Annotated in this window: 17 protein-coding genes and 1 riboswitch; of the genes, 6 read left to right on the forward strand and 11 right to left on the reverse strand. The window is 73.6% G+C overall.

The annotated features are described in order from the left end of the window. Nucleotides 1-72: 72 nt before the first annotated feature. Nucleotides 73-138, forward strand: a riboswitch (guanidine-III (ykkC-III) riboswitch). 59 nt (nucleotides 139-197) lie between these two features. After that, a complete protein-coding gene (locus FHX31_RS22575) occupies nucleotides 198-512 on the forward strand; it encodes a DMT family transporter (protein ID WP_013284696.1) in 315 nt (104 codons plus the stop codon). Between the two features lie 87 nt (nucleotides 513-599). Next, nucleotides 600-845, forward strand: coding sequence for a hypothetical protein (locus tag FHX31_RS22580; RefSeq protein WP_013284695.1), 246 nt, complete (start codon nucleotides 600-602; stop codon nucleotides 843-845). 60 nt (nucleotides 846-905) lie between these two features. Here FHX31_RS22580 and FHX31_RS22585 read toward each other — a convergent pair whose 3' ends face one another. After that, nucleotides 906-3,362, reverse strand: a complete 2,457-nt coding sequence (locus tag FHX31_RS22585; RefSeq protein WP_013474453.1) for an FtsK/SpoIIIE family DNA translocase — start codon at nucleotides 3,360-3,362, stop codon at nucleotides 906-908. Nucleotides 3,363-3,475: 113 nt separating this feature from the next. Here FHX31_RS22585 and FHX31_RS22590 point away from each other — a divergent pair, with 113 nt between their 5' ends. Beyond that, nucleotides 3,476-3,955: a type III secretion system chaperone family protein gene (locus tag FHX31_RS22590; protein WP_013284693.1), complete on the forward strand. Its 480-nt coding sequence runs from the start codon at nucleotides 3,476-3,478 to the stop codon at nucleotides 3,953-3,955. Then, nucleotides 3,952-5,601, forward strand: a complete 1,650-nt coding sequence (locus FHX31_RS22595; RefSeq protein ID WP_184977149.1) for a YbjN domain-containing protein — start codon at nucleotides 3,952-3,954, stop codon at nucleotides 5,599-5,601. The genes FHX31_RS22590 and FHX31_RS22595 overlap by 4 nt, the downstream gene beginning before the upstream one ends. A gap of 63 nt (nucleotides 5,602-5,664) precedes the next feature. Here FHX31_RS22595 and FHX31_RS22600 read toward each other — a convergent pair whose 3' ends face one another. From FHX31_RS22600 to FHX31_RS22625, 6 genes are all read right to left on the reverse strand, one after another. Further along, complete coding sequence (locus FHX31_RS22600) at nucleotides 5,665-7,215, reverse strand: S1 family peptidase (protein WP_013474451.1); 1,551 nt, start codon at nucleotides 7,213-7,215, stop codon at nucleotides 5,665-5,667. Between the two features lie 174 nt (nucleotides 7,216-7,389). After that, nucleotides 7,390-9,078 (reverse strand): ribonuclease J, encoded by a 1,689-nt coding sequence (locus FHX31_RS22605; protein ID WP_013284690.1) that lies wholly within the window; start codon nucleotides 9,076-9,078, stop codon nucleotides 7,390-7,392. A gap of 51 nt (nucleotides 9,079-9,129) precedes the next feature. Then, nucleotides 9,130-10,056: a 4-hydroxy-tetrahydrodipicolinate synthase gene (dapA, locus tag FHX31_RS22610; protein ID WP_013284689.1), complete on the reverse strand. Its 927-nt coding sequence runs from the start codon at nucleotides 10,054-10,056 to the stop codon at nucleotides 9,130-9,132. Nucleotides 10,057-10,108: 52 nt separating this feature from the next. After that, nucleotides 10,109-10,846 (reverse strand): FAD-dependent thymidylate synthase, encoded by a 738-nt coding sequence (gene thyX, locus FHX31_RS22615; protein WP_013284688.1) that lies wholly within the window; start codon nucleotides 10,844-10,846, stop codon nucleotides 10,109-10,111. A 245-nt stretch (nucleotides 10,847-11,091) separates the two neighbouring features. Next, nucleotides 11,092-11,676 carry a DUF2752 domain-containing protein gene (locus FHX31_RS22620; protein WP_486481721.1) on the reverse strand — a complete coding sequence of 195 codons (585 nt, stop codon included), beginning with the start codon at nucleotides 11,674-11,676 and terminating at the stop codon, nucleotides 11,092-11,094. Between the two features lie 142 nt (nucleotides 11,677-11,818). Next, on the reverse strand, nucleotides 11,819-13,048 hold the full coding sequence (locus FHX31_RS22625) for a DNA glycosylase AlkZ-like family protein (RefSeq protein WP_184977151.1): 1,230 nt from the start codon (nucleotides 13,046-13,048) through the stop codon (nucleotides 11,819-11,821). Nucleotides 13,049-13,127: 79 nt separating this feature from the next. On the opposite strand from FHX31_RS22625, the gene FHX31_RS22630 reads away from it, so the two are divergent. After that, complete coding sequence (locus FHX31_RS22630; RefSeq protein WP_013284685.1) at nucleotides 13,128-13,673, forward strand: GNAT family N-acetyltransferase; 546 nt, start codon at nucleotides 13,128-13,130, stop codon at nucleotides 13,671-13,673. Here FHX31_RS22630 and FHX31_RS22635 read toward each other — a convergent pair. Further along, nucleotides 13,578-14,882: a glycosyltransferase family 87 protein gene (locus FHX31_RS22635; RefSeq protein WP_013284684.1), complete on the reverse strand. Its 1,305-nt coding sequence runs from the start codon at nucleotides 14,880-14,882 to the stop codon at nucleotides 13,578-13,580. The two genes, FHX31_RS22630 and FHX31_RS22635, sit on opposite strands and share 96 nt — an antisense overlap. Before the next feature lie 35 nt (nucleotides 14,883-14,917). On the opposite strand from FHX31_RS22635, the gene FHX31_RS22640 reads away from it, so the two are divergent. Next, nucleotides 14,918-15,502 carry a GNAT family N-acetyltransferase gene (locus FHX31_RS22640; RefSeq protein ID WP_013474447.1) on the forward strand — a complete coding sequence of 195 codons (585 nt, stop codon included), beginning with the start codon at nucleotides 14,918-14,920 and terminating at the stop codon, nucleotides 15,500-15,502. A gap of 222 nt (nucleotides 15,503-15,724) precedes the next feature. On the opposite strand, the gene FHX31_RS22645 is transcribed toward FHX31_RS22640, so the two are convergent. The 3 genes from FHX31_RS22645 to FHX31_RS22655 all read right to left on the reverse strand — a co-directional run bounded on the left by FHX31_RS22645 (nucleotide 15,725) and on the right by FHX31_RS22655 (nucleotide 18,470). Next, nucleotides 15,725-16,192, reverse strand: a complete 468-nt coding sequence (locus FHX31_RS22645) for a GNAT family N-acetyltransferase (RefSeq protein ID WP_184977152.1) — start codon at nucleotides 16,190-16,192, stop codon at nucleotides 15,725-15,727. 76 nt (nucleotides 16,193-16,268) lie between these two features. Then, on the reverse strand, nucleotides 16,269-17,030 hold the full coding sequence (dapB, locus tag FHX31_RS22650) for a 4-hydroxy-tetrahydrodipicolinate reductase (protein ID WP_013474445.1): 762 nt from the start codon (nucleotides 17,028-17,030) through the stop codon (nucleotides 16,269-16,271). A gap of 72 nt (nucleotides 17,031-17,102) precedes the next feature. Continuing rightward, entirely contained in the window at nucleotides 17,103-18,470 is a 1,368-nt protein-coding gene (locus tag FHX31_RS22655) for a M16 family metallopeptidase (RefSeq protein ID WP_151013059.1), read from the reverse strand. Nucleotides 18,471-18,549: the final 79 nt, after the last annotated feature.

The raw sequence follows: 18,549 nt of genomic DNA on the forward strand, positions 1-18,549 counted from the left end.
TGACGTCAACTCCACTCATGGTGGGCTTTCTCACCCCGCCGCCGACCCGGCCCGCCCGGTGCTACCGTCGGCCACGACGGCCCGCGGGCCGTCCCGGACGAGTGGTGGGCGTACCCGGTCAGGCCAAGACGCCCCGCGTGACCTAACCGTCGCCCGGCCCGCTCCGCGCCGGGCCCGCCCGTCAGAGGTGATGTCCCATGGCCTGGATCGTACTGGTGATCTCCGGACTCCTGGAGACCGCGTGGGCGATCGCGCTGGACCGCAGTGCCGGCTTCACCCGTCCGCTCCCCTCCGCCGTCTTCGCCGTCACCCTGGTCGGCAGCATGGCCGGCCTGGCGTACGCGCTGCGCGACATCCCGGTCGGCACCGGCTACGCGGTGTGGGTCGGCATCGGCGCCGTGGGTACCGCGCTGGTCGGCATGCTCGCGCTCGGCGAGCCGGTCAACCTGCCGCGCGTGGCCTGCCTGCTGCTGGTGGTGGCCGGTGTGATCGGACTGAAGCTGTTCGCCTGATCGATGCCGCCTCCGGTTTGGACGGTACGGCGGCCGGGGTACCCGATCTCCCGTCGACACGTAGCGAGATCACCCACGGAGGAAACCATGGCCGACATCCACGCCACCGCCCGTCCGCGCAGCAGCGCCGCCCGGATCTGCACGATCATCGCGTTCGTCTTCGCGGCCATCGCGATCTTCATCCTGCCGCCGCTGTTCGGCCTGGTCGGCCTCGTGCTCGGCATCGTCGGCGCGGTCCTCGGTGACAAGCCGCTGGGCTGGTACGCCGCCGCCGCGAGCGTCGCCGGCGCCGTGATCGGCATGATCATCAGCTACGTGGTCCTCACCAACTGAGACCGCCGAACCGCGAACGGGCCCGCCGGGACGACCGGCGGGCCCGTTCGCGTGTACGGGTCAGTCCTCGCCGCCACGCAGGCCGGCCAGGACCTCCTCCAGTTCGTCCGGCTTGACCAGCACGTCGCGGGCCTTGGAGCCCTCGGACGGGCCGACCACGCCCCGGGTCTCCATCAGGTCCATCAGCCGGCCCGCCTTGGCGAAGCCGACCCGCAGCTTGCGCTGGAGCATCGAGGTCGACCCGAACTGCGAGGTGACCACCAGCTCGACGGCCTGCACGAGCAGGTCCAGGTCGTCGCCGATGTCCTCGTCGATCTTCTTCTTGCTGTCCTGCGCCGGGGCGAGCACGTCCGGGCGGAACTCCGGCTCGCGCTGGTCCTTGCAGAACTTGACCACGTCGGCGATCTCGCGCTCGGTGACCCAGGCGCCCTGGATGCGCTGCGGCTTCGACGCGCCCATCGGCAGGAACAGGCCGTCGCCGCGGCCGAGCAGCTTCTCCGCGCCCGGCTGGTCCAGGATGACCCGGGAGTCGGCCAGCGAGGAGGTGGCGAACGCGAGCCGGGACGGCACGTTCGCCTTGATCAGGCCGGTGACCACGTCGACCGAGGGCCGCTGGGTCGCGAGCACCAGGTGGATGCCGGCGGCCCGGGCGAGCTGGGTGATCCGGACGATGGAGTCCTCCACGTCGCGCGGCGCGACCATCATCAGGTCGGCCAGCTCGTCCACGATCACCAGCAGGTACGGGTACGGCCGCATCTCCCGCTCGCTGCCCGGCGGCGCCTTGATCTCGCCGTTGCGCACCTTGCGGTTGAAGTCGTCGATGTGCCGGACCCCGTTGGCGGCGAGGTCGTCGTAGCGCATGTCCATCTCGCGGACGACCCACTCCAGCGAGTCGGCCGCCTTCTTCGGGTTGGTCACGATCGGCGTGACCAGGTGCGGGATGCCCTCGTAGCCGGTCATCTCGACCCGCTTCGGGTCGATCAGCAGCAGCCGCACCTCGTCCGGCGTGGCCCGGGTCAGGACGGACACCAGCAGCGAGTTGAGGCAGGACGACTTGCCCGCGCCGGTGGCTCCCGCAATGAGAATGTGCGGCATCTTCGCGAGGTTGGCCACCACGTAGCCGCCCTCGATGTCCTTGCCGAGCGCCACCACCATCGGGTGGTGGTCGCTCGTCGCCTCGCGGGAGCGCAGCACGTCGCCGAGCGACACGTTCTCCGGGTCGGTGTTCGGGATCTCCACACCGACCGCGCTCTTGCCCGGGATCGGGCTGAGGATGCGCACGTCCGGCGACTTCACCGCGTACGCGATGTTGCGGGACAGCTGGGTGATCCGCTCGACCTTGACGCCTGGGCCCAGCTCCACCTCGTACCGGGTGACTGTCGGGCCGCGGGTGAAGCCGGTGACGGCGGCGTCCACGTCGAACTGCTCGAAGACGCCTGTGAGCGCCGCGATCACCTCGTCGTTGGCCTTGCTGCGGCTCTTCGGCTTGGCGCCGCTGCCGAGCAGGTTCGCCGGCGGCAGCGTGTAGTCGCCGGCGAGCCCGGTCAGCGCGAGCTGCTCGGCCCGGGTGGGCAGCGGCGAGTGCTCCGGCGGCTCGACCGGCTTGCGGTTCGCCGGCACCTTCGGCGGCTTGCGCGGCAGCACCAGCGTCTCCTGGAGGTCGACGCCTGCCAGCTCGTCGTCCGGATCCAGCGGCTCCAGCGGCGGCGGCATCCGCTTCGCGGGCCGCTTGCGGGCGGGCTTCGCCGGCGCCTCGTCCTCGGCCGACTCCTCGTCGGCGTCCGCCCCGGCCGGGTCGGCACGCAGGCCGAGCCGCTCCGGGATCTTGTTGATCGGCGTCGCGGTGACCACGAGCAGGCCGAACACCAGCAGCAGGAGCAGCAGCGGCATGGCCACCCAGGCGGTCACCGCGGACTTCAGCAGGTCGCCCACGCCCGCGCCGATCAGACCGCCGGCGAAGTCGCGCTGGACCTCGTCGACCGGGTTCTGCCCGATGTGCAGCATCGCGGCGGTCGCCAGCATCATCGAGCCCCAGCCGACCAGGCCGCGACCGCGGTGCTCGGGGTCGGCGGGGGTCCGCATCAGCCGCCACGCGCCGACCATGAACAGCACCGGAAGGATTATCGAGATGGCGCCGATGAACAGCCGTACGGTGTCGGCCAGGTGCCGGCCCACCGGCCCGGCGCCGCCGCCCCAGATGCCCACCGCGCTGAGGATGGCCAGGCCGAACAGCAGCAGCCCGGCGCCGTCGCGGCGGTGCTCCGGATCCAGCTCCCGGGTGGACGCGGCCTGCCGCCCGGCCACCCGGAACGTCCAGCCGACCGTGTGCGCAAGTCCCATCCAGACGGCGCCGACCGCCCGGCCGACGAACGCGGCCGGGCTCGGCCCGGGAGCCGGTCGCCGCCGCGCCGGCTTCCGCGCCGCCGCCTTCTTCGCCGGTTGCCGGGCGCGGTTGTTCGTGGTGCCACGCGGCGACGCGCCGCGCCGCCGGCTCGCCTGAGAGGTACGGCCCGCCATAGAGTCACGGTAACGGCGGCACCCGGTGGATCGCCGCTTTTCCGGGTCGTGTCCGCGCGTCGCAGCACGGGTCGGACCGTCGTTTGTGTTATTCGCCTCAGAAGGGATGCCCGATGGCGTCGCCGGAGATCGAGGACGGTCCGGACGGTCCGCTGGCCGGACACCCGCAGGAACTGCGCCCGCTGACCGGCGAGCTGATCGCCGCCGTGCTCGGCCACCGGGGGTACGCGGTGGTCGAGGAACCCGACGGCGCGCTGGTGGGCCGCTGGGAACGGAACCTGATCTGGTTCCACCGCCGGGGCGTGGCCGGTGAGCTGCTCCAGGTACGCACAGTCGTCGCGGACCACTTCGGCATCGAGCGCGTGCCCGAGCTGCACGCCTTCTGCAACACGTGGAACCACGACCGGCTCTGGCCGAAGGCGTACGTGCACGTCGCCGACGACGGGTCGGCCCAGGTGTGCGGCGAGGTCACCACCGACCTGGAACGCGGGGTGACGCCGCACCAGCTCGACCGGCTCGTCGACTGTGGCGTGACCACCGGGTGCCAGCTCGCCGCCGCCGTCGACGAGCTGGCCGGCGGGACGCTCCGGTGACCACGGCACGCGACCGGGGGCTGGCCGCCGCGCTCGCCGACGCCCGGGACCGGCCCGACGGCGCGGAGCGCTGCGCCGAGCTGGAGCGGATCGCGTCGCGGGCGGACGCCACCGGCGACCCGCGTACCGCCCTGTCGGCACGGTTCGCGCTGGTCGAGGCGTACCTGCACCGGGGCGAGCGGTGGCGGGCGGTGGAGCCGGTCCGGCGGATGCGGACCACGCTGGACGGGCAACCCGGGCTGCTGGACGCCCGCCCGGACGAGCTGACCCGGTTGCGCCGGCATCAGCGGCAGGCGGTGGAGGCGTCGTTCGGCACGCCCCGGGTGGGTCTGGACCAGGCCCGCTCCCTGTTGGACGCGCTCGCCGGGGAACTGGGCGAGGACGCCGCGCCGGTGGCGGAGCTGCGCTGCCGGCTCGCCGACCACCTCGGCGACGAGCCGGCGGCCCGGCGGGCGTACGAGCGCTGGTCGGCGGCGGACGCGAACGACCCGGTGGGTGGCTGTGCGGGGTGCGCCCCGGCGCGGCGGGCCGACCTGCTGGCCGGCTGGGGCGAGCCGGAGGCGGCTCTGGCGGCGTTGGCCCCGGCGCTGGCCGGCTGGGTCGAGCCGCAGTCGGTACCGACCCGGCGCGGCGAGCGGCAGGCGGCAGCCGCCGGCGCGACGGCCTGCACCGACCAGCCGGAACGGGCGCTCGCCGTGGGGCTGCTGCCGTGGCTGCGTACCGGCGCGGTGACGCAGGCGGCCCGGGCGCACGTGCGCGCGTACCGCCGGCACCGCAGCGAGCGGACGGCGTTCCCGCTGCTCGCCGCACATCTGCGCTTCTGCGCGCTGGGCGGCTACCTGCATCGTGGGCTGGAGATCCTCACCGAGCAGCTGCCCGAGCTGGACCGCCCGGCCGACGACCTGGCCGCGATGGAGTTCGCCGCGGCGGGCGCGCTGCTGTGCGGACTGGCCGCCGAGGCCGGGCTGGGCGGGCGGCGCATCCACCGCCCGGGGCACGGTTCCCGGCCGGCGGCCGAGGTGGACGTGGCGACGCTCGGTACGCAGTTGCAGGCGCTGGCGACGGCGCTCGCCGGCAGCTTCGACGCCCGCAACGGCACCGGGCACCAGTCCGGCCGGATCGCCTCCTGGCTGGCCGAACGGCCGCTCGCCGCGCCGGTGTCGCTGGCTGCCGAGAGCGAGTTCGACGAGGAGCCGGACGCCGATGATCCGGCCGAACCCCTGCTGCCCGGGCCGGAGGAACCGGCCCCGCTGGACGCGGCGCTGCTCGCCGCCGCGCTCGACGCCCGGGGCGAGCCGTACACGCCTGAGCCGGACGGCACGCTCGCCGGACGGTGGGGCGAGGCCACGATCCAGTTCCGCCTGCTCGGCCGAGACGGCGACGTGCTGCACGCCCGGGTGGTGGCGGAGCGGCGGCTGCCGGCCGCTCGGCGCGCCGAGGCGTACGCGTTCTGCAACGCCTGGAACCACGACCGGCTGCTGCCCGCCGCGTACGTGCACGAGCCCGGCGACGGGACGCTGGTGCTGGCCGCGGGCGTCTCCACCGACCTGTCCTGCGGGGTGGCCCCGGCGCAGCTCGCGGTGCTGGTGGCCGCCGCGGTCCGCACCGGCACCGCGTACGCCGAAGCGGTCGCCGCGCTGCCCTGACACGCGGCGCGGCCCCCGACCACCGGGCGGTGGTGATCGGGGGCCGCGGTCTGGGTGCGGCGGTCAGCGGGCGGAGAACGCCAGCGTGTACTCGCCGGAGCCGGACAACCCGACGACGCGGTACCGGTACGCACCGGCCTGGGTCTCGGCGGTCAGGCGGGCCGTGCCGTCGGCGGTGGCCGCGCGGGCCACGGTGCGGAACGCGCCGCCGGTGAAGCGTTGCAGCTCCAGCACCACCCGGGCGCCGTCCGGCGCGGACAGGCACGCCTCCTGGGTGCCGTCGGGCACCCGGTAGAAGCGCCCGTCCGGCTGGACCTGGGTCCGTCCGGCGGCGATCCGGCCGGTCCGGCTCACCTGCCCGGAGCACTCGGTGTCGTCCGCCGGCGGGGTGGGCTCCGCGGTCACGGGCGGGGTGGTCTCGCCGCCGCCCGCAGGCGGCTGCGTGGGCGCGGGCTGGTCGCCGGCGGTGACGAGCGTCAGGTTGTTGCGCTGGAGGATCTCGTTGACCGGCTGGAAGAACGTGGTGCCGCCCCGCGTGCAGTCGCCGGATCCGCCGGACGTGACGCCCTGCGCCTGGTCGCCGGAGAGCCACGCGCCGCCGGAGTCACCCGGCTCGGCGCAGACGTTCGTCCGGGTCAGCCCGGTGACGGTGCCCTCCGGGTAGTTGACTGTGGCGTTCTTCGCCTGGATCAGGCCGCAGCGGGTGCCGGTGGTGGAGCCCGACCGGCAGATCGACGCGCCCACCGGCGCCTCGGTGGAGCCGTTCACCGCCACCGTGCCGCCGTCGTTGAAGTCGGTCACCACGCCCTGCGGCGTCCAGTCGGCGTTCACCCGCACGAACGCCCAGTCGTCACCCGGGAACGAGGACGCGGCGAACGTGCCCTGGGCGACCCGGTTGGATCCGGTGGTGCGGTCCCCCGGCCGGCCGCAGTGCCCGGCGGTGACGAACCCGCCGACCACTGAGAAGCCGACCGAGCAGCGGCCCGCGTTGTTGATCAGGTAGGCGTCGCCGCCCCGCACGTCGAACAGCGGGCGCGGGGCCTCGTCGGCGGTCCGCACCCGGACCATCGCGGCCTTCGACCCGGCGGCGGCGGCGAGCCGTCGGCCGTCGGCCTCCGCGCCCGGCCGGGCGATCACGACCACCGCGTTGTCTGCCACGTCGACGTACCAGCCGGCCACGTCCGGGCTGGCGTCGGCGCCCGCCGCGTCCAGCCGGCTCTTCACCGCGTCCAGCTCGGCGACGCCGCGGGCCACCCGCTTCGGGACCGCGCCCGCGGCCCGTACCCGCGCCTCGCCGGCCGGGTCGGCCACCGCCACGGTGAGCGTGGCGCCGTCCGCGCTGAGCCAGCTTCCGCCGTAACCGGCGCCGAGTTCGCCGCGCAGCCGGGTGACGGTGCCGGCCGCCCACCGCTCGGTCCGCAGCCGCTTCACCGCCTGGTCGCGGGTCAGCGCGAGGTCGCGGCCCATCGCGTCCAGGACCTCCGGGGCGACGCCGTCGGCCGCCGGCGCGGCCCGCCGGGGTTCCTCACCGGCGAACGACGGTACGGTCACCGCCGCCGTCAACCCGGCCGCCGCCACCAGTACGCCGATGGCTGTCATCCGTCTGCGGTCCATCCGCCACGCTCCTCCCGACCGGCGCAGGGGCACGCCGGCCATCGGGAGGTACGGAGACGGACGCCGATCGGATGAGTGCGGTCACCACGTTTCGACACCGCGTGTCGGGACGTACCCGGAAAGTGACGGCGCCGGCCCACCGCGGACGGTGGACCGGCGCGCGGCGCGGTCGGGTCAGACCTCGACGACGGTCGGGACGATCATGGGCCGACGGCGGTACGCGTCGTTGACCCAGCGGCCCACCGTGCGGCGGACGATCTGCTGGAGCTGGTGCGGGTCGGTGATGCCGTCCGCGGCGGCCCGGTTCAGCGCCTCGGTGACCAGCGGGACCACCGCGTTGAACGCCTCCGGGTCCTCGGAGAAGCCCTTCGCCGAGACGGTCGGGCCGGCGACCACCTTGCCGGTGACCGAGTCGACCACGACTGTCGCGGCGATGAACCCGCCGTCGCCCAGGATCCGGCGTTCGGTGAGCAGCGACTCGCTGACGTCGCCGACGGCGAGACCGTCGACGTAGACGTACCGGCTCTTGACCCGCCCGACCAGGCTGGCGCGGCCCTCGACCAGGTCGACGACGTCGCCGTCCTCGCAGAGCACGACCCGGTCCGGCGCGACGCCGGACTCGATGCCGAGCCGGGCGTGCGCCCGCAGGTGCCGCCACTCGCCGTGCACCGGCATCAGGTTGCTCGGGCGTACCACGTTGAGCAGGTAGAGCAGCTCACCGGCCGGGGCGTGGCCGGAGACGTGCACCTTCGCGACGTCCTTGTGCACCACCACGGCGCCGGCCCGGGCCAGCCGGTTGATCACCCGGTAGACCGAGGTCTCGTTGCCGGGCACCAGCGAGGACGCCAGCACCACCGTGTCGCCAGGGGCGATGGTGATGTGCCGGTGGTCGCCGCTGGCCATCCGGCCCAGCGCGCTCATCGGCTCGCCCTGCGAACCGGTGGACATCAGCACGATCTGCTCGGGCGGCAGGTTCGTGGCCTCCTCGATCCCGACCACCAGGCCGGGCGGGATGTTGAGCAGGCCCAGGTCGCGGGCGATGCCCATGTTGCGGACCATGGACCGGCCGATCAGCGCCACCTTGCGGCCGTGCTCGACGGCCGAGTCGAAGACCTGCTGCACCCGGTGCACGTGCGAGGCGAACGAGGCGACGATGATCCGCCCCTTGGCCTTCGCGAAGATCGAGTCGAGAACCGGGCCGATCTCCCGCTCCGGCGTGACGAACCCGGGGATCTCCGCGTTCGTCGAGTCGGACAGCAGCAGGTCGACGCCCTCGGCGCCGAGCCGGGCGAACCCGGCCAGGTCGGTGATCCGCCCGTCGAGCGGAAGCTGGTCCATCTTGAAGTCGCCGGTGTGCAGCACCAGGCCGGCCGGCGTACGGATGGCCACCGCCAGCGCGTCCGGGATCGAGTGGTTCACCGCGAAGAACTCGCACTCGAACGGGCCCAGCCGTTCCCGGCCGCCCTCCCGCACGGTCAGCGTGTACGGCTGGATCCGCCGCTCGGCCAGCTTCGCCTCGACGAGCGCGAGCGTGAACTGCGAGCCCACCAGCGGGATGTCCGGCTTGTGCGCGAGCAGGTACGGCACCGCGCCGATGTGGTCCTCGTGGCCGTGCGTGAGCACGATCGCCTGCACGTCGGCCAGCCGGTCCAGGATCGGGCCGAAGTCGGGCAGGATCAGGTCCACGCCCGGCTGCTCGACGTCGGGGAACAGCACCCCGCAGTCGACGATCAGCAGCTTGCCGTCGTACTCGAAGACGGTCATGTTCCGGCCGATGGCGCCGAGTCCGCCGAGCGGGATGATCCGCAGGCCGCCCTCGGGCAGCGGCGGGGGCAGTTCACCCTCGATGTGCGCCTCGGTCACGCGTCACCTCATTCTGCGACGCCGTCGCGCGGCGTCCGTCGTGTCGTTGATTCATTCGGGCAGGGGCAGGCCCGCCGCGGCGCAGTCGGCGCGCAGCTGGGCCAGTTCGTCACCGGTGGCGTCGACGAGCGGCGGCCGCACCGGGCCGGCCGGGCGACCCTGCGCCCCCAGGCCGGCCTTGACCAGGATCGTGCCCTGGGTGCGGAAGATGCCGGTGTAGAGCGGCAGCAACCGCCGGTGCAGGGCGAGCGCACCGGCGTTGTCGCCCGCCTCGAACGCCTCGATCATCTGCTTGGTCAGCGCGCCGGTGAAGTGGGTGGAGGTGCCGACCACGCCGACCGCGCCGATCGACAGCATCGGCAGGGTGAGCGCGTCCTCGCCGCTGTAGTAGGCCAGGTCGGTGCGGCTGAGCACCTCCGACGTGGCGAACAGGTCGCCCTTGGCGTCCTTCACCGCGACGATCCGGCCGTGCTCGGCCAGCTTGACGAGCGTCTCGGTGGCGATCGCCACGCCCGCGCGGTGCGGGATGTCGTAGAGCATGACCGGCAGGCCGGTGGCGTCCGCGACTGTGGTGAAGTGTCGCAGCAGCCCGGCCTGCGGCGGCTTGTTGTAGTACGGCGTGACCACCAGCAGGCCGTGCGCACCGGCCTTCTCGGCCTGCGTGGCCAGCTCGACTGTGTGCCGGGTGTCGTTGGTGCCCACACCGGCGACGATGCGGGCCCGGTCGCCGACCGCCTCGACCACGGTGCGGATCAGCGACTCCTTCTCCGCCTCCGTGGTGGTCGGGGACTCGCCGGTGGTGCCGTTGAGCACCAGCGCGTCGTTGCCCTGCTCGTCGACGAGATATTCGGCCAGCCGGGCGGCGCCGTCGAGATCCAGGCCGCCGTCCGGCGTGAACGGGGTCACCATGGCCGTCATCACTCGCCCGAACGGGCGCGACGCGCCCCGGCTCGGGGCGGCGGAGTGGTCGTGCGTCATGCTCACAACCTAGCGGACGGCCGCCGGTGGCCCGGCGGCGAAGGGCGACGAGTCACTCCGCGTGCGGCGACGCAGCCACCTCGGAGCCGTCGGGCAGGGTGGAGATCACGAAGTCGGCGAAGACGTTCGGCGCGACACCCTTGAGCTGGCGCAGGCACTCCACCGCCAGCTCGCGGATCTCCACGTCGGCGTGCTCGGTGGCGCGCATCTTCACGAAGTGCCGCCAGGCCCGGTAGTTGCCGGTCACCACGATCCGGGTCTCGGTGGCGTTCGGCAGCACCGCCCGGGCCGCCTGGCGGGCCTGCTTGCGGCGCAGCGTCGGGTTGGGCTCGTCGGTGAAGCGGGCCTCCAGCCCTTCCAGCAACTCGGTGTACGCCCGCACCGCCGCGTCGGTGGCCTCGACGAACTTCTTGTGCAGCTCCGGGTCGTCGGCGATCACCGACGGCTCGACCATCGCCGCGTCCCGCTCGGGCACGTAGCGCTGGGAGAGCTGGGAGTAGGAGAAGTGCCGGTGCCGGATCAGCTCGTGGGTGAACGAGCGGGAGACGCCGCTGAAGTAGAAGCTCACCGAGCCGTGCTCCAGCACGCTCAGGTGGCCGACCTCCAGGATGTGCGCCAGGTAACCGGCGTTGGTGGCGGTGGCCGGGTTCGGCTTCTTCCAGCTCTGGTAGCAGGCCCGGCCGGCGAACTCGGCGAGCGCCTGCCCACCGTCGGCGTCGGTGGACCAGGGCACCTCTTCGGGCGCCTGGAACTGGGTCCACGCGATCAACTTGACCTGGGGCTGAACCATCTCCGGCATTCCTGCGACTGTAGTTGGCCCGCGCCCGGCGTGGAAATCGGGCACGCGGCCGGCCAGCGGGCGCTCCGCCCAGGTGTCTCGGCCTGAGTCGTCCGATATCGCCGCTCCGGCTCTCAAGATCTTGGTAGGAAATGGCCCCCATAGGGGCGCTGCGCTTCCAAGATCTTCTCCGATCCCGCTTTGCGGAACATCGAACCCGGATAGCGGGAGCGCTCCGGCGGAGAGGGCGGAGAGGGCTAGACGTAGAGCGAGGTGAAGGGTGCCCAGGGCAGGTTGCGGACGACCGAGAAGACCCCCCACGCGGCCAGGAACACGCCGATGACCTTGGGGCTGAACTGGATCTCGGGCAGCTTCCAGCCGAACGCCCGGTTGCCGGCCCAGGCCACGAAGAGCCAGGCCAGGAACGGCAGCGCGAAGATGAACAGGAAGTGGTGCCGGGCGGCGGCGGGCAGGTCGCCGTGCAGCACGTACCAGAGCGCGCGGGTGCCGCCGCAACCCGGGCAGTCCAGCCCCGTGGTCAGCTTGAGCAAGCAGGTCGGTGCGGCGTCCGGGTCGCTGCGGGTCGGGTCGCTGATCAGGGCGTACGCGATGCCGAGGCCGACGCAGCCGAGCGCGGCCAGCGGCACCGCCCAGCGCGGGGCGCGGGCGTGCAGGCGCAGCACCATCCGGGTGAACCGGTCGGCCTCGACCGGCTGGTACGCCACCGGGTAACCCGGCCACGGCGCTCCGGGCGCTCCCGGCGCTCCGGCAGGGGTGTGCGCTCCGGCGTGCGCGAACGCGGGTGCCAGGGCGTGATCGTGCGCGTCGGCGGCCGACGACAGCCCGCCGGGTGCCGGGGCGTACGCGTCCGGAGACGGGCCGGCGAGCGCGTGCGACGGTGATCCGGACTCCGGCTGCACGTGCCCGTGCGGCTCGGTGTGCGGGTCGGGCGCGGTGGCAGGCCGGTCAACGCTCGTCACGCGCTCACCGTACACCGGCCACGCCCACCAGCGCGGCGGCCAGCGGCCCCGCGAGGTCGCCCGCGGCGGGCGGGGCGACCGCGTCCAGGCCGAGCCAGCCGGCCAGCCGGTAGAGCTCGGCGGCGAGCGCCACTGCCGTCTCCCCCGGGTCGGCGCCCGGCTCGATCCAGGCGGCCGGCACCAGCAGCGTCCCGGCCTTCCGGTCGGCCTTCAGGTCGACGCGGGCGGTGAAGCGCTCGCCCTGGCGGAACGGCAGCACGTAGTAGCCGTAGACCCGCTGGGGCGCCGGCACGTAGATCTCGATCCGGTAGGTGAAGCCGAACAGCCGCTCGGTGCGCGCCCGCTCCCAGACCAGCGGGTCGAACGGGCTGACCAGCGTGTTGCCGCGTACCCAGCGGGGCAGCCGCGCGTCGGCGTGCAGGTAGGCCGGCTGCCGCCAGCCCTGCACCGTGACCGGGGTCAGTTCGCCCGCCTCGACCAGCTCGGCCACCGCCCGCCGCGCCCCGGCGACCGGCAGCCGGAAGTAGTCGCGCAGGTCCGTCTCGGCGGCGACGCCGAGCGAGCGGGCGGCGATCGACACGAGCGACCGGTGCGCCTCGGCGTCGCCCGGGGTGGGCGCGTCCAGCACGGCGGCCGGGAGCACCCGCTCGGGCAGGTCGTAGCGGCGGGCGAACGAGTTGGTGCGGTCGGCGGCGGTGACCTCGCCGGCCCAGAACAGGAACTCCAGCGCCCGCTTCACGGCCGACCAGTTCCAGCCCCAGTTGCCGGTCTCCCGCGGGGCGTCGTGCTCGATCTCGGCCGCGGTCAGCGGCCCTCGGGCGGCCACCTCGTCGCGGACCCAGGCGACCAGCTCGGGCTGCTCCTCGGCGATCCGGCGCATGCCGCCCCACGCCTCGTCGCGGGCCTTGGCCATCCGCCAGCGCAACGCCGGGTGCAGCCCCACCGGGACCAGCGACGCCTCGTGCGCCCAGTATTCGAACAGCTCACGCGAGCGGCGGTAGGCGGCGGTGTCCAGCAGGGCGGTCGGGTACGGCCCGAGCCGGCTGTAGAGCGGCAGGTAGTGCGCGCGCTGGAGCACGTTCACCGAGTCCATCTGGATCAGCCCGACCCGGTCGAGCACCCGGCGCAGGTGGCGGCGGGTGGGCACGCCTGAAGGCGCCGGGTCGGCGAAGCCCTGGGCGGCCAGGGCGATCCGGCGGGCCTGGGCGAGGGAGAGCGATTCCGGTACGGCCATCGTCGGCGACCCTAATCCAGCGGTACGACATCGGGAGCGGCGGCTGGACCGATCGCCCGTCGGGGCATAGAACGGACAGGTGCTCACCATTCGCCGGGAGGAACCGGACGACGCCGAGGCCATCGCCCGGGTGCACGTCCACGGCTGGCAGGCCGGGTACGCCGGGATCATGCCCGAGGAGGTGCTGAGCCGGCTGAACCCGCGCGCCTGGGCGCAGCGCCGCCGCGACCTCGGCACCGCCGACCCGGAGCACCCGTTCACCACGCTCGTCGCCGTGGACGGCGGCACGATCGTCGGGTTCACCACGTTCGGGCCGTACCGGAACAACCAGGACCGCGGCGACCTCGACCCGGCGCACGGCGAGCTGCTGGCGATCTACCTGGAACCGGCGCACTGGGGTTCGGGCGCCGGCCGGACGCTGCTCGCGGCGGCCCGGGACGGCCTGGCCGAACGGGGCTGGACCGGGTACCGGCTCTGGGTGCTCGCCGACAACGCCCGGGCCCGCCGCTTCTACGAGCGGGCCGGGCACTCACCGGACGGTGAGGAGTCCGCCTACCCGGTGCCGCTGTCCGGTGGCCGCACCCCGATCCTGCTCCGCGAGCTGCGGTACACCACCGGAGGCTGACCCGGCCGGGACGCCGTCGCCGGGACGCCCGCCGCCGGCCGGCGTGAGCCAGCGCCGGACCGGCAGCCCGAGCAGCAGCGCCAGGCTGATCCACACGTACGTGTTGCTGCCGAGGAAGCCGTCCACGCCGGTGAAGTCCTTCTCCCAGGACCAGACGATCCGGCTGCACAGCAGCGCGTACCCGATCAACGCGGCGGCCAGCAGCAGACGGCGCCGGCGGCTGCGCGCGGGCGCCGCCATGCCGTTGTCGACGAGCAGGATCAGGCCGGGCAGCAGCCAGACCAGGTGGTGCACCCAGGTGACCGGGCTGACCAGGCACATCACGGCACCGGTGAGGGCCAGGCCGGTGGCCTCGTCGCCGGCGGCCACCGCCGCCCGCGAACGCCACGCCCACACCACGAGCGTCAGGAGTACGAGCACCAGCCAGGCGATCGTGCTCGGGTGCTGCGGGTCGAGCCGAGCCACCACCCCGCGCAGCGACTGGTTGGAGACGAACGCCAGTTCACCGACCCGGTCGGTGTTCCACAGCGCCTCGGTCCAGAACTCCCGGGACGCGTCGGGGAAGAGACCGGCGGCCACGAGCGTGGCGACGGCGGCCGTGCCGACTGTGGTCAGCGCGGCCCGCCAGCGGCCGGTGACCAGCAGGTAGACGATGAAGATGCCGGGCGTCAGCTTGATCGCGGTGGCCAGGCCGATGCCCACGCCCGCCCAGCGGCTGCGCGCCGGCAGCAGCCACAGCAGGTCCACCGCCACCAGGAACAGCAGCAGCATGTTGACCTGGCCGAAGTTGACCGTCTCGCGCATCGGCTCGTACGCGGCGGCCAGGCAGAGCGCCACAGCGAGCGCGAACCAGCGGGTCCAGCCGGACCGGCGGGCCACCGGGTCCAGCAGCCGCCAGATCACCACGGCGCTCGCCAGCACCGTCGCGGTCACGCTCACCACGATCGCCGCGCCCCACGGCAGGTACGCCATCGGCAGCATCACCAGTGCGGCGAACGGCGGATAGGTGAAGCCGTACTGCGTGCCGGGGCGCAGGAAGTCGTAGATCTCCCCGCCGTCACGCGCCCAGTACGTCAGCGCGCCGTAGTAGACCTGGAGGTCGAAGAAGCCGTGCCGCACGGCCGCCACGGAGAGGAACACGGTGACCGCCGCGGCGAGCGCCACCACGGCGACGACCTGCGTGATCGTCCGCCCGGCACCCTGCGCCACCGTCACCCTCCTCGCCCTGCGTAGGCTCACGTGCCATGGCTGCAGGCTACGTCCGGCCCGCGCGTCCCGAGGACGCCGGCGAGATCGCACGCATCCAGCTCGCGACCTGGCGGGTCGCGTACCGCCGGATCCTGCCACGGCACGTGCTCGACAACCTCGACGAGGCGTACCTCGCGCGGCGGTGGAGTGCGGCGGTGCAGGAGCCGCCCTCGGGCGCGCACCGGGTGCTGGTCGCCGTCGAACAGGCGGCGCAATCCTATCTGGTGGGGTTCGTCGCCTCCGGTCCGGCCGACGCCGACGCGCTCGCCCCCGACGAGCCGGCCGAGGCGCTCGGCTCGGACGTCGCCGCGGTCACGGATCTGCTGGTCGAGCCCCGGTGGGGGCGGCGCGGGCACGGCAGCCGGCTGCTCGCCGCGGCCGTCGACCACTGGCGCGCCGACGGTCTGACCCGGGCGGTGGCGTGGGCGTTCGACGCCGACGCCGCGACCCGGAAGTTCCTCGGCTCGACCGGCTGGGAGCCGGACGGAGCGGCCCGCGCGCTGGACGTGGACGACATGCTGGTCCCCCAGATCCGCCTGCACGTGGCAGTCCCGGAGGAAAATCTTCCGCCGCAGCGATGAGTTCCGCTCGTCTCGCCGGTCCACCCTCGCGTGGGTGGGCCGGCGGTCCCGGCACGGGGCAGGACCGCCACCCCACCCGCCGCACCCACCCGCCGCACCCCGCCCCGATCCAGTCGATCATGAAGTTGGCGGCCTTTTCGATCTCCCCAACTGCCGCCAACCTCATGATCGGCCAAGTACAGGCCCGGGGGGTGAGGGTGAGGGTGAGGGGGAGGGTGGGGGTCAGGCTGGGGGGAGTTCGGCTACCAGTTCTTCGTCCTCCATCGCGCCTGTGGGGTGGAAGCCCAGGGACGTGTAGAGGGCGGCGGCGGGCTTGTTGTCGGGGTGGTAGCTCAGGCGGATCGGCCGGCCCGCCCCGGCGAGCCAGTCGGCGAGCGTCCGCACTGTGGCGCGGCCCAGGCCCCGGCCCTGCTCGGCGGCGTCGATCACCATGCCGCCGATCCAGCGCGACTCGTCGTCGTCCACGCCCCACATGACGTGGCCGACGACCGTCTCGTCGGCGTAGACGGCCAGCGAGTTCCAGACGTCCGAGCGCTCGGTGAGAAGCAGGTAGCGGGCGGCCAGCGCGGCCACGAAGGCGCGCTGGTCGTCGTGCGGCGCGACGTCCGCCACGGCCCGCCAGTTGTCGTCGTCCACCGGGCGCAGCGTCACCCGGCGGCCGGTGCGGTCGGAGTGGCCGGAATCGATCATGAAAACAGCCTAGGTCCACGCCGCCGACCAGGCAAAACGGTTTCCCGCAGCAGGCCGGAGCACGCCGCGCGACGGATCAGTCGAGCAGGGCGTCCAGGCCGACTGTGAGACCGGGCCGGCGACCCACCTCCCGGACCGCGAGCAGCACGCCGGGCATGAACGACACCCGGTCGTACGAGTCGTGCCGGATGGTGAGCGTCTCGCCGGTGGTGCCGAACAGCACCTCCTGGTGGGCGACCAGGCCGGTGGCGCGTACCGCGTGCACGCGTACCCCGTCGATGTCGGCACCGCGGGCGCCGGCCACCTCGTCGCGGGTCGCGTCCGGCGCGGGCCCCAGGCCGGCGTCGGCGCGGGCCGCGGCGATCAGCCGGGCCGTGTGGGTGGCGGTGCCGCTCGGCGCGTCCAGCTTGCGCGGGTGGTGCTGCTCGACGATCTCGACCGACTCGAAGTAGCGGGCGGCGCGCGCCGCGAACTGCATCATCAGCACCGCGCCGATGCCGAAGTTGGGAGCGATCACCATGCCCACGCCGGGCCGGCCGGCGAGCCAGCCCCGCACCTCGGCGAGCCGCTGCCCGGTGAAGCCGGTGGTGCCGACCACCGCGTGCACGCCGTGCTCGACGCACCAGCGCAGGTTGTCCATGACCGCGTCGGGGGTGGTGAAGTCGACGACCACTTCGGCACCCGCCTGCGCCACCGCGTCCAGGTCGTCGCCCTGGTCGACGGCCGCGACCAGCTCCAGGTCGGCGGCGGAGTCGACCGCCTTGCAGACCTCCATGCCCATCCGGCCCCGGGCACCGAGCACACCGACCCGGGCCGCCGTCTTCTGCTGCTCAGTCACGGGCCACAACCTATCCCAGCGCCCGGCACGGGATCCGGCGGACCGGCGCGGCGCTCAGGACCGGTGGGGCGCTCAGCTCGTGGCCGTGAAGCTGCCGGAGTCGAACGGACCCACCACGGCAAGCGACATGGGCCGGCCGAGCAGGTCGGCGGCGAGCGTGTTCACGTCGTCGAGCGTCACCGCGTCCACCCGGGCCAGCAGGTCGTCCACCGGCATCAGGTTGCCGTAGAGCAGCTCCCCCTTGGCGAGCCGGCTCATCCGCGAGCCGGTGTCCTCCAGCCCGAGCACGAACGAGCCCTTGCTCATCCCCTTGCCCCGGGCCAGTTCCGCCTCGGTGATCCCCTCGGCGGCCACCCGCGCCAGCTCCGCGCGGGTCAGGTCCAGCACCTCGTCCACCCTGCCCGGCGCGCACCCGGCGTAGACGGCGAACACGCCGCTGTCGGCGTACTGGCTGGCGTAGGAGTAGACCGAGTACGCCAGGCCACGCTGCTCCCGGATCTCCTGGAACAGCCGGCTGGACATGCCGCCGCCGAGCACGTTGTTGAGCACGCCGAGCGCGAACCGCCTGTCGTCGGTGCGGTCGATCCCCGGGCAGCCGAGGATGACGTGCGCCTGCTCGGTCTCCTTCGGCTCGACGAGCGTGGTGGCCGGCTTGGTGCGTACCGTCGGGGTGGCCGCGCGGTGCGGCGCCGGCGACGCCGGGTCGGTGTCCAGCGGGGTGCCGCGCAGCGCCTGCCGGACCAGCTTGACCACTGCGGCGTGGTCGAGGTTGCCGGCGGCGGCGATCACGATCTGCGGCGCGGTGTAGCGGCGGCGGTAGAAGCCCTGGATCTGCCGCCGGGTCATCGGCGTGACCGTCTCCTCGGTGCCGGAGATGAGCCGGCCCAGCGGGTGGTCGCCGTAGACGGCGCGGGCGAACAGGTCGTGCACCTCGTCGCCGGGCTCGTCGTCGTGCATGGCGATCTCTTCGAGGATGACGCCGCGTTCGGTCTCCACGTCGGCGGCGGTCAGCACCGAGTCGGCGACCAGGTCGCACATGACGTCGATGGCCAGCGGCAGGTCCTCGTCCAGCACCCGCGCGTAGTAGCAGGTGTATTCCTTCGTGGTGAAGGCGTTCGTCTCGCCGCCCACGGCCTCGATCTGCGACGAGATCTCCAGCGCGCTGCGCTTGTTGGTGCCCTTGAACAGCAGGTGCTCCAGGAAGTGCGCGGCGCCGGCCTGCGAGCCGGTCTCGTCGCGCGAGCCGACCGCCACCCAGATGCCGAACGACACGCTGCGCATCGCCGGGATCGCCTCGGTGAGCACCCGCAGCCCGCTGGGCAGCACGGTACGGCGGACGGTGCCGCCGAGCGGGTCGTCGCTGAGCGTCCGGGTGACCGCGCGGGCCGCCGAACCGGTCGACGCCACCCCCCGTCCCGTCGAGGCGACTGACGAACTCACGAGAACCTGCTCTCCGGATGACGAGGAACGGCGGGACGTACGACGGCTCCAGCTCGCGCAGGCGACCTGGAGCCGTGGG

The organism is Micromonospora sp. CNZ286, from assembly GCF_014207755.1.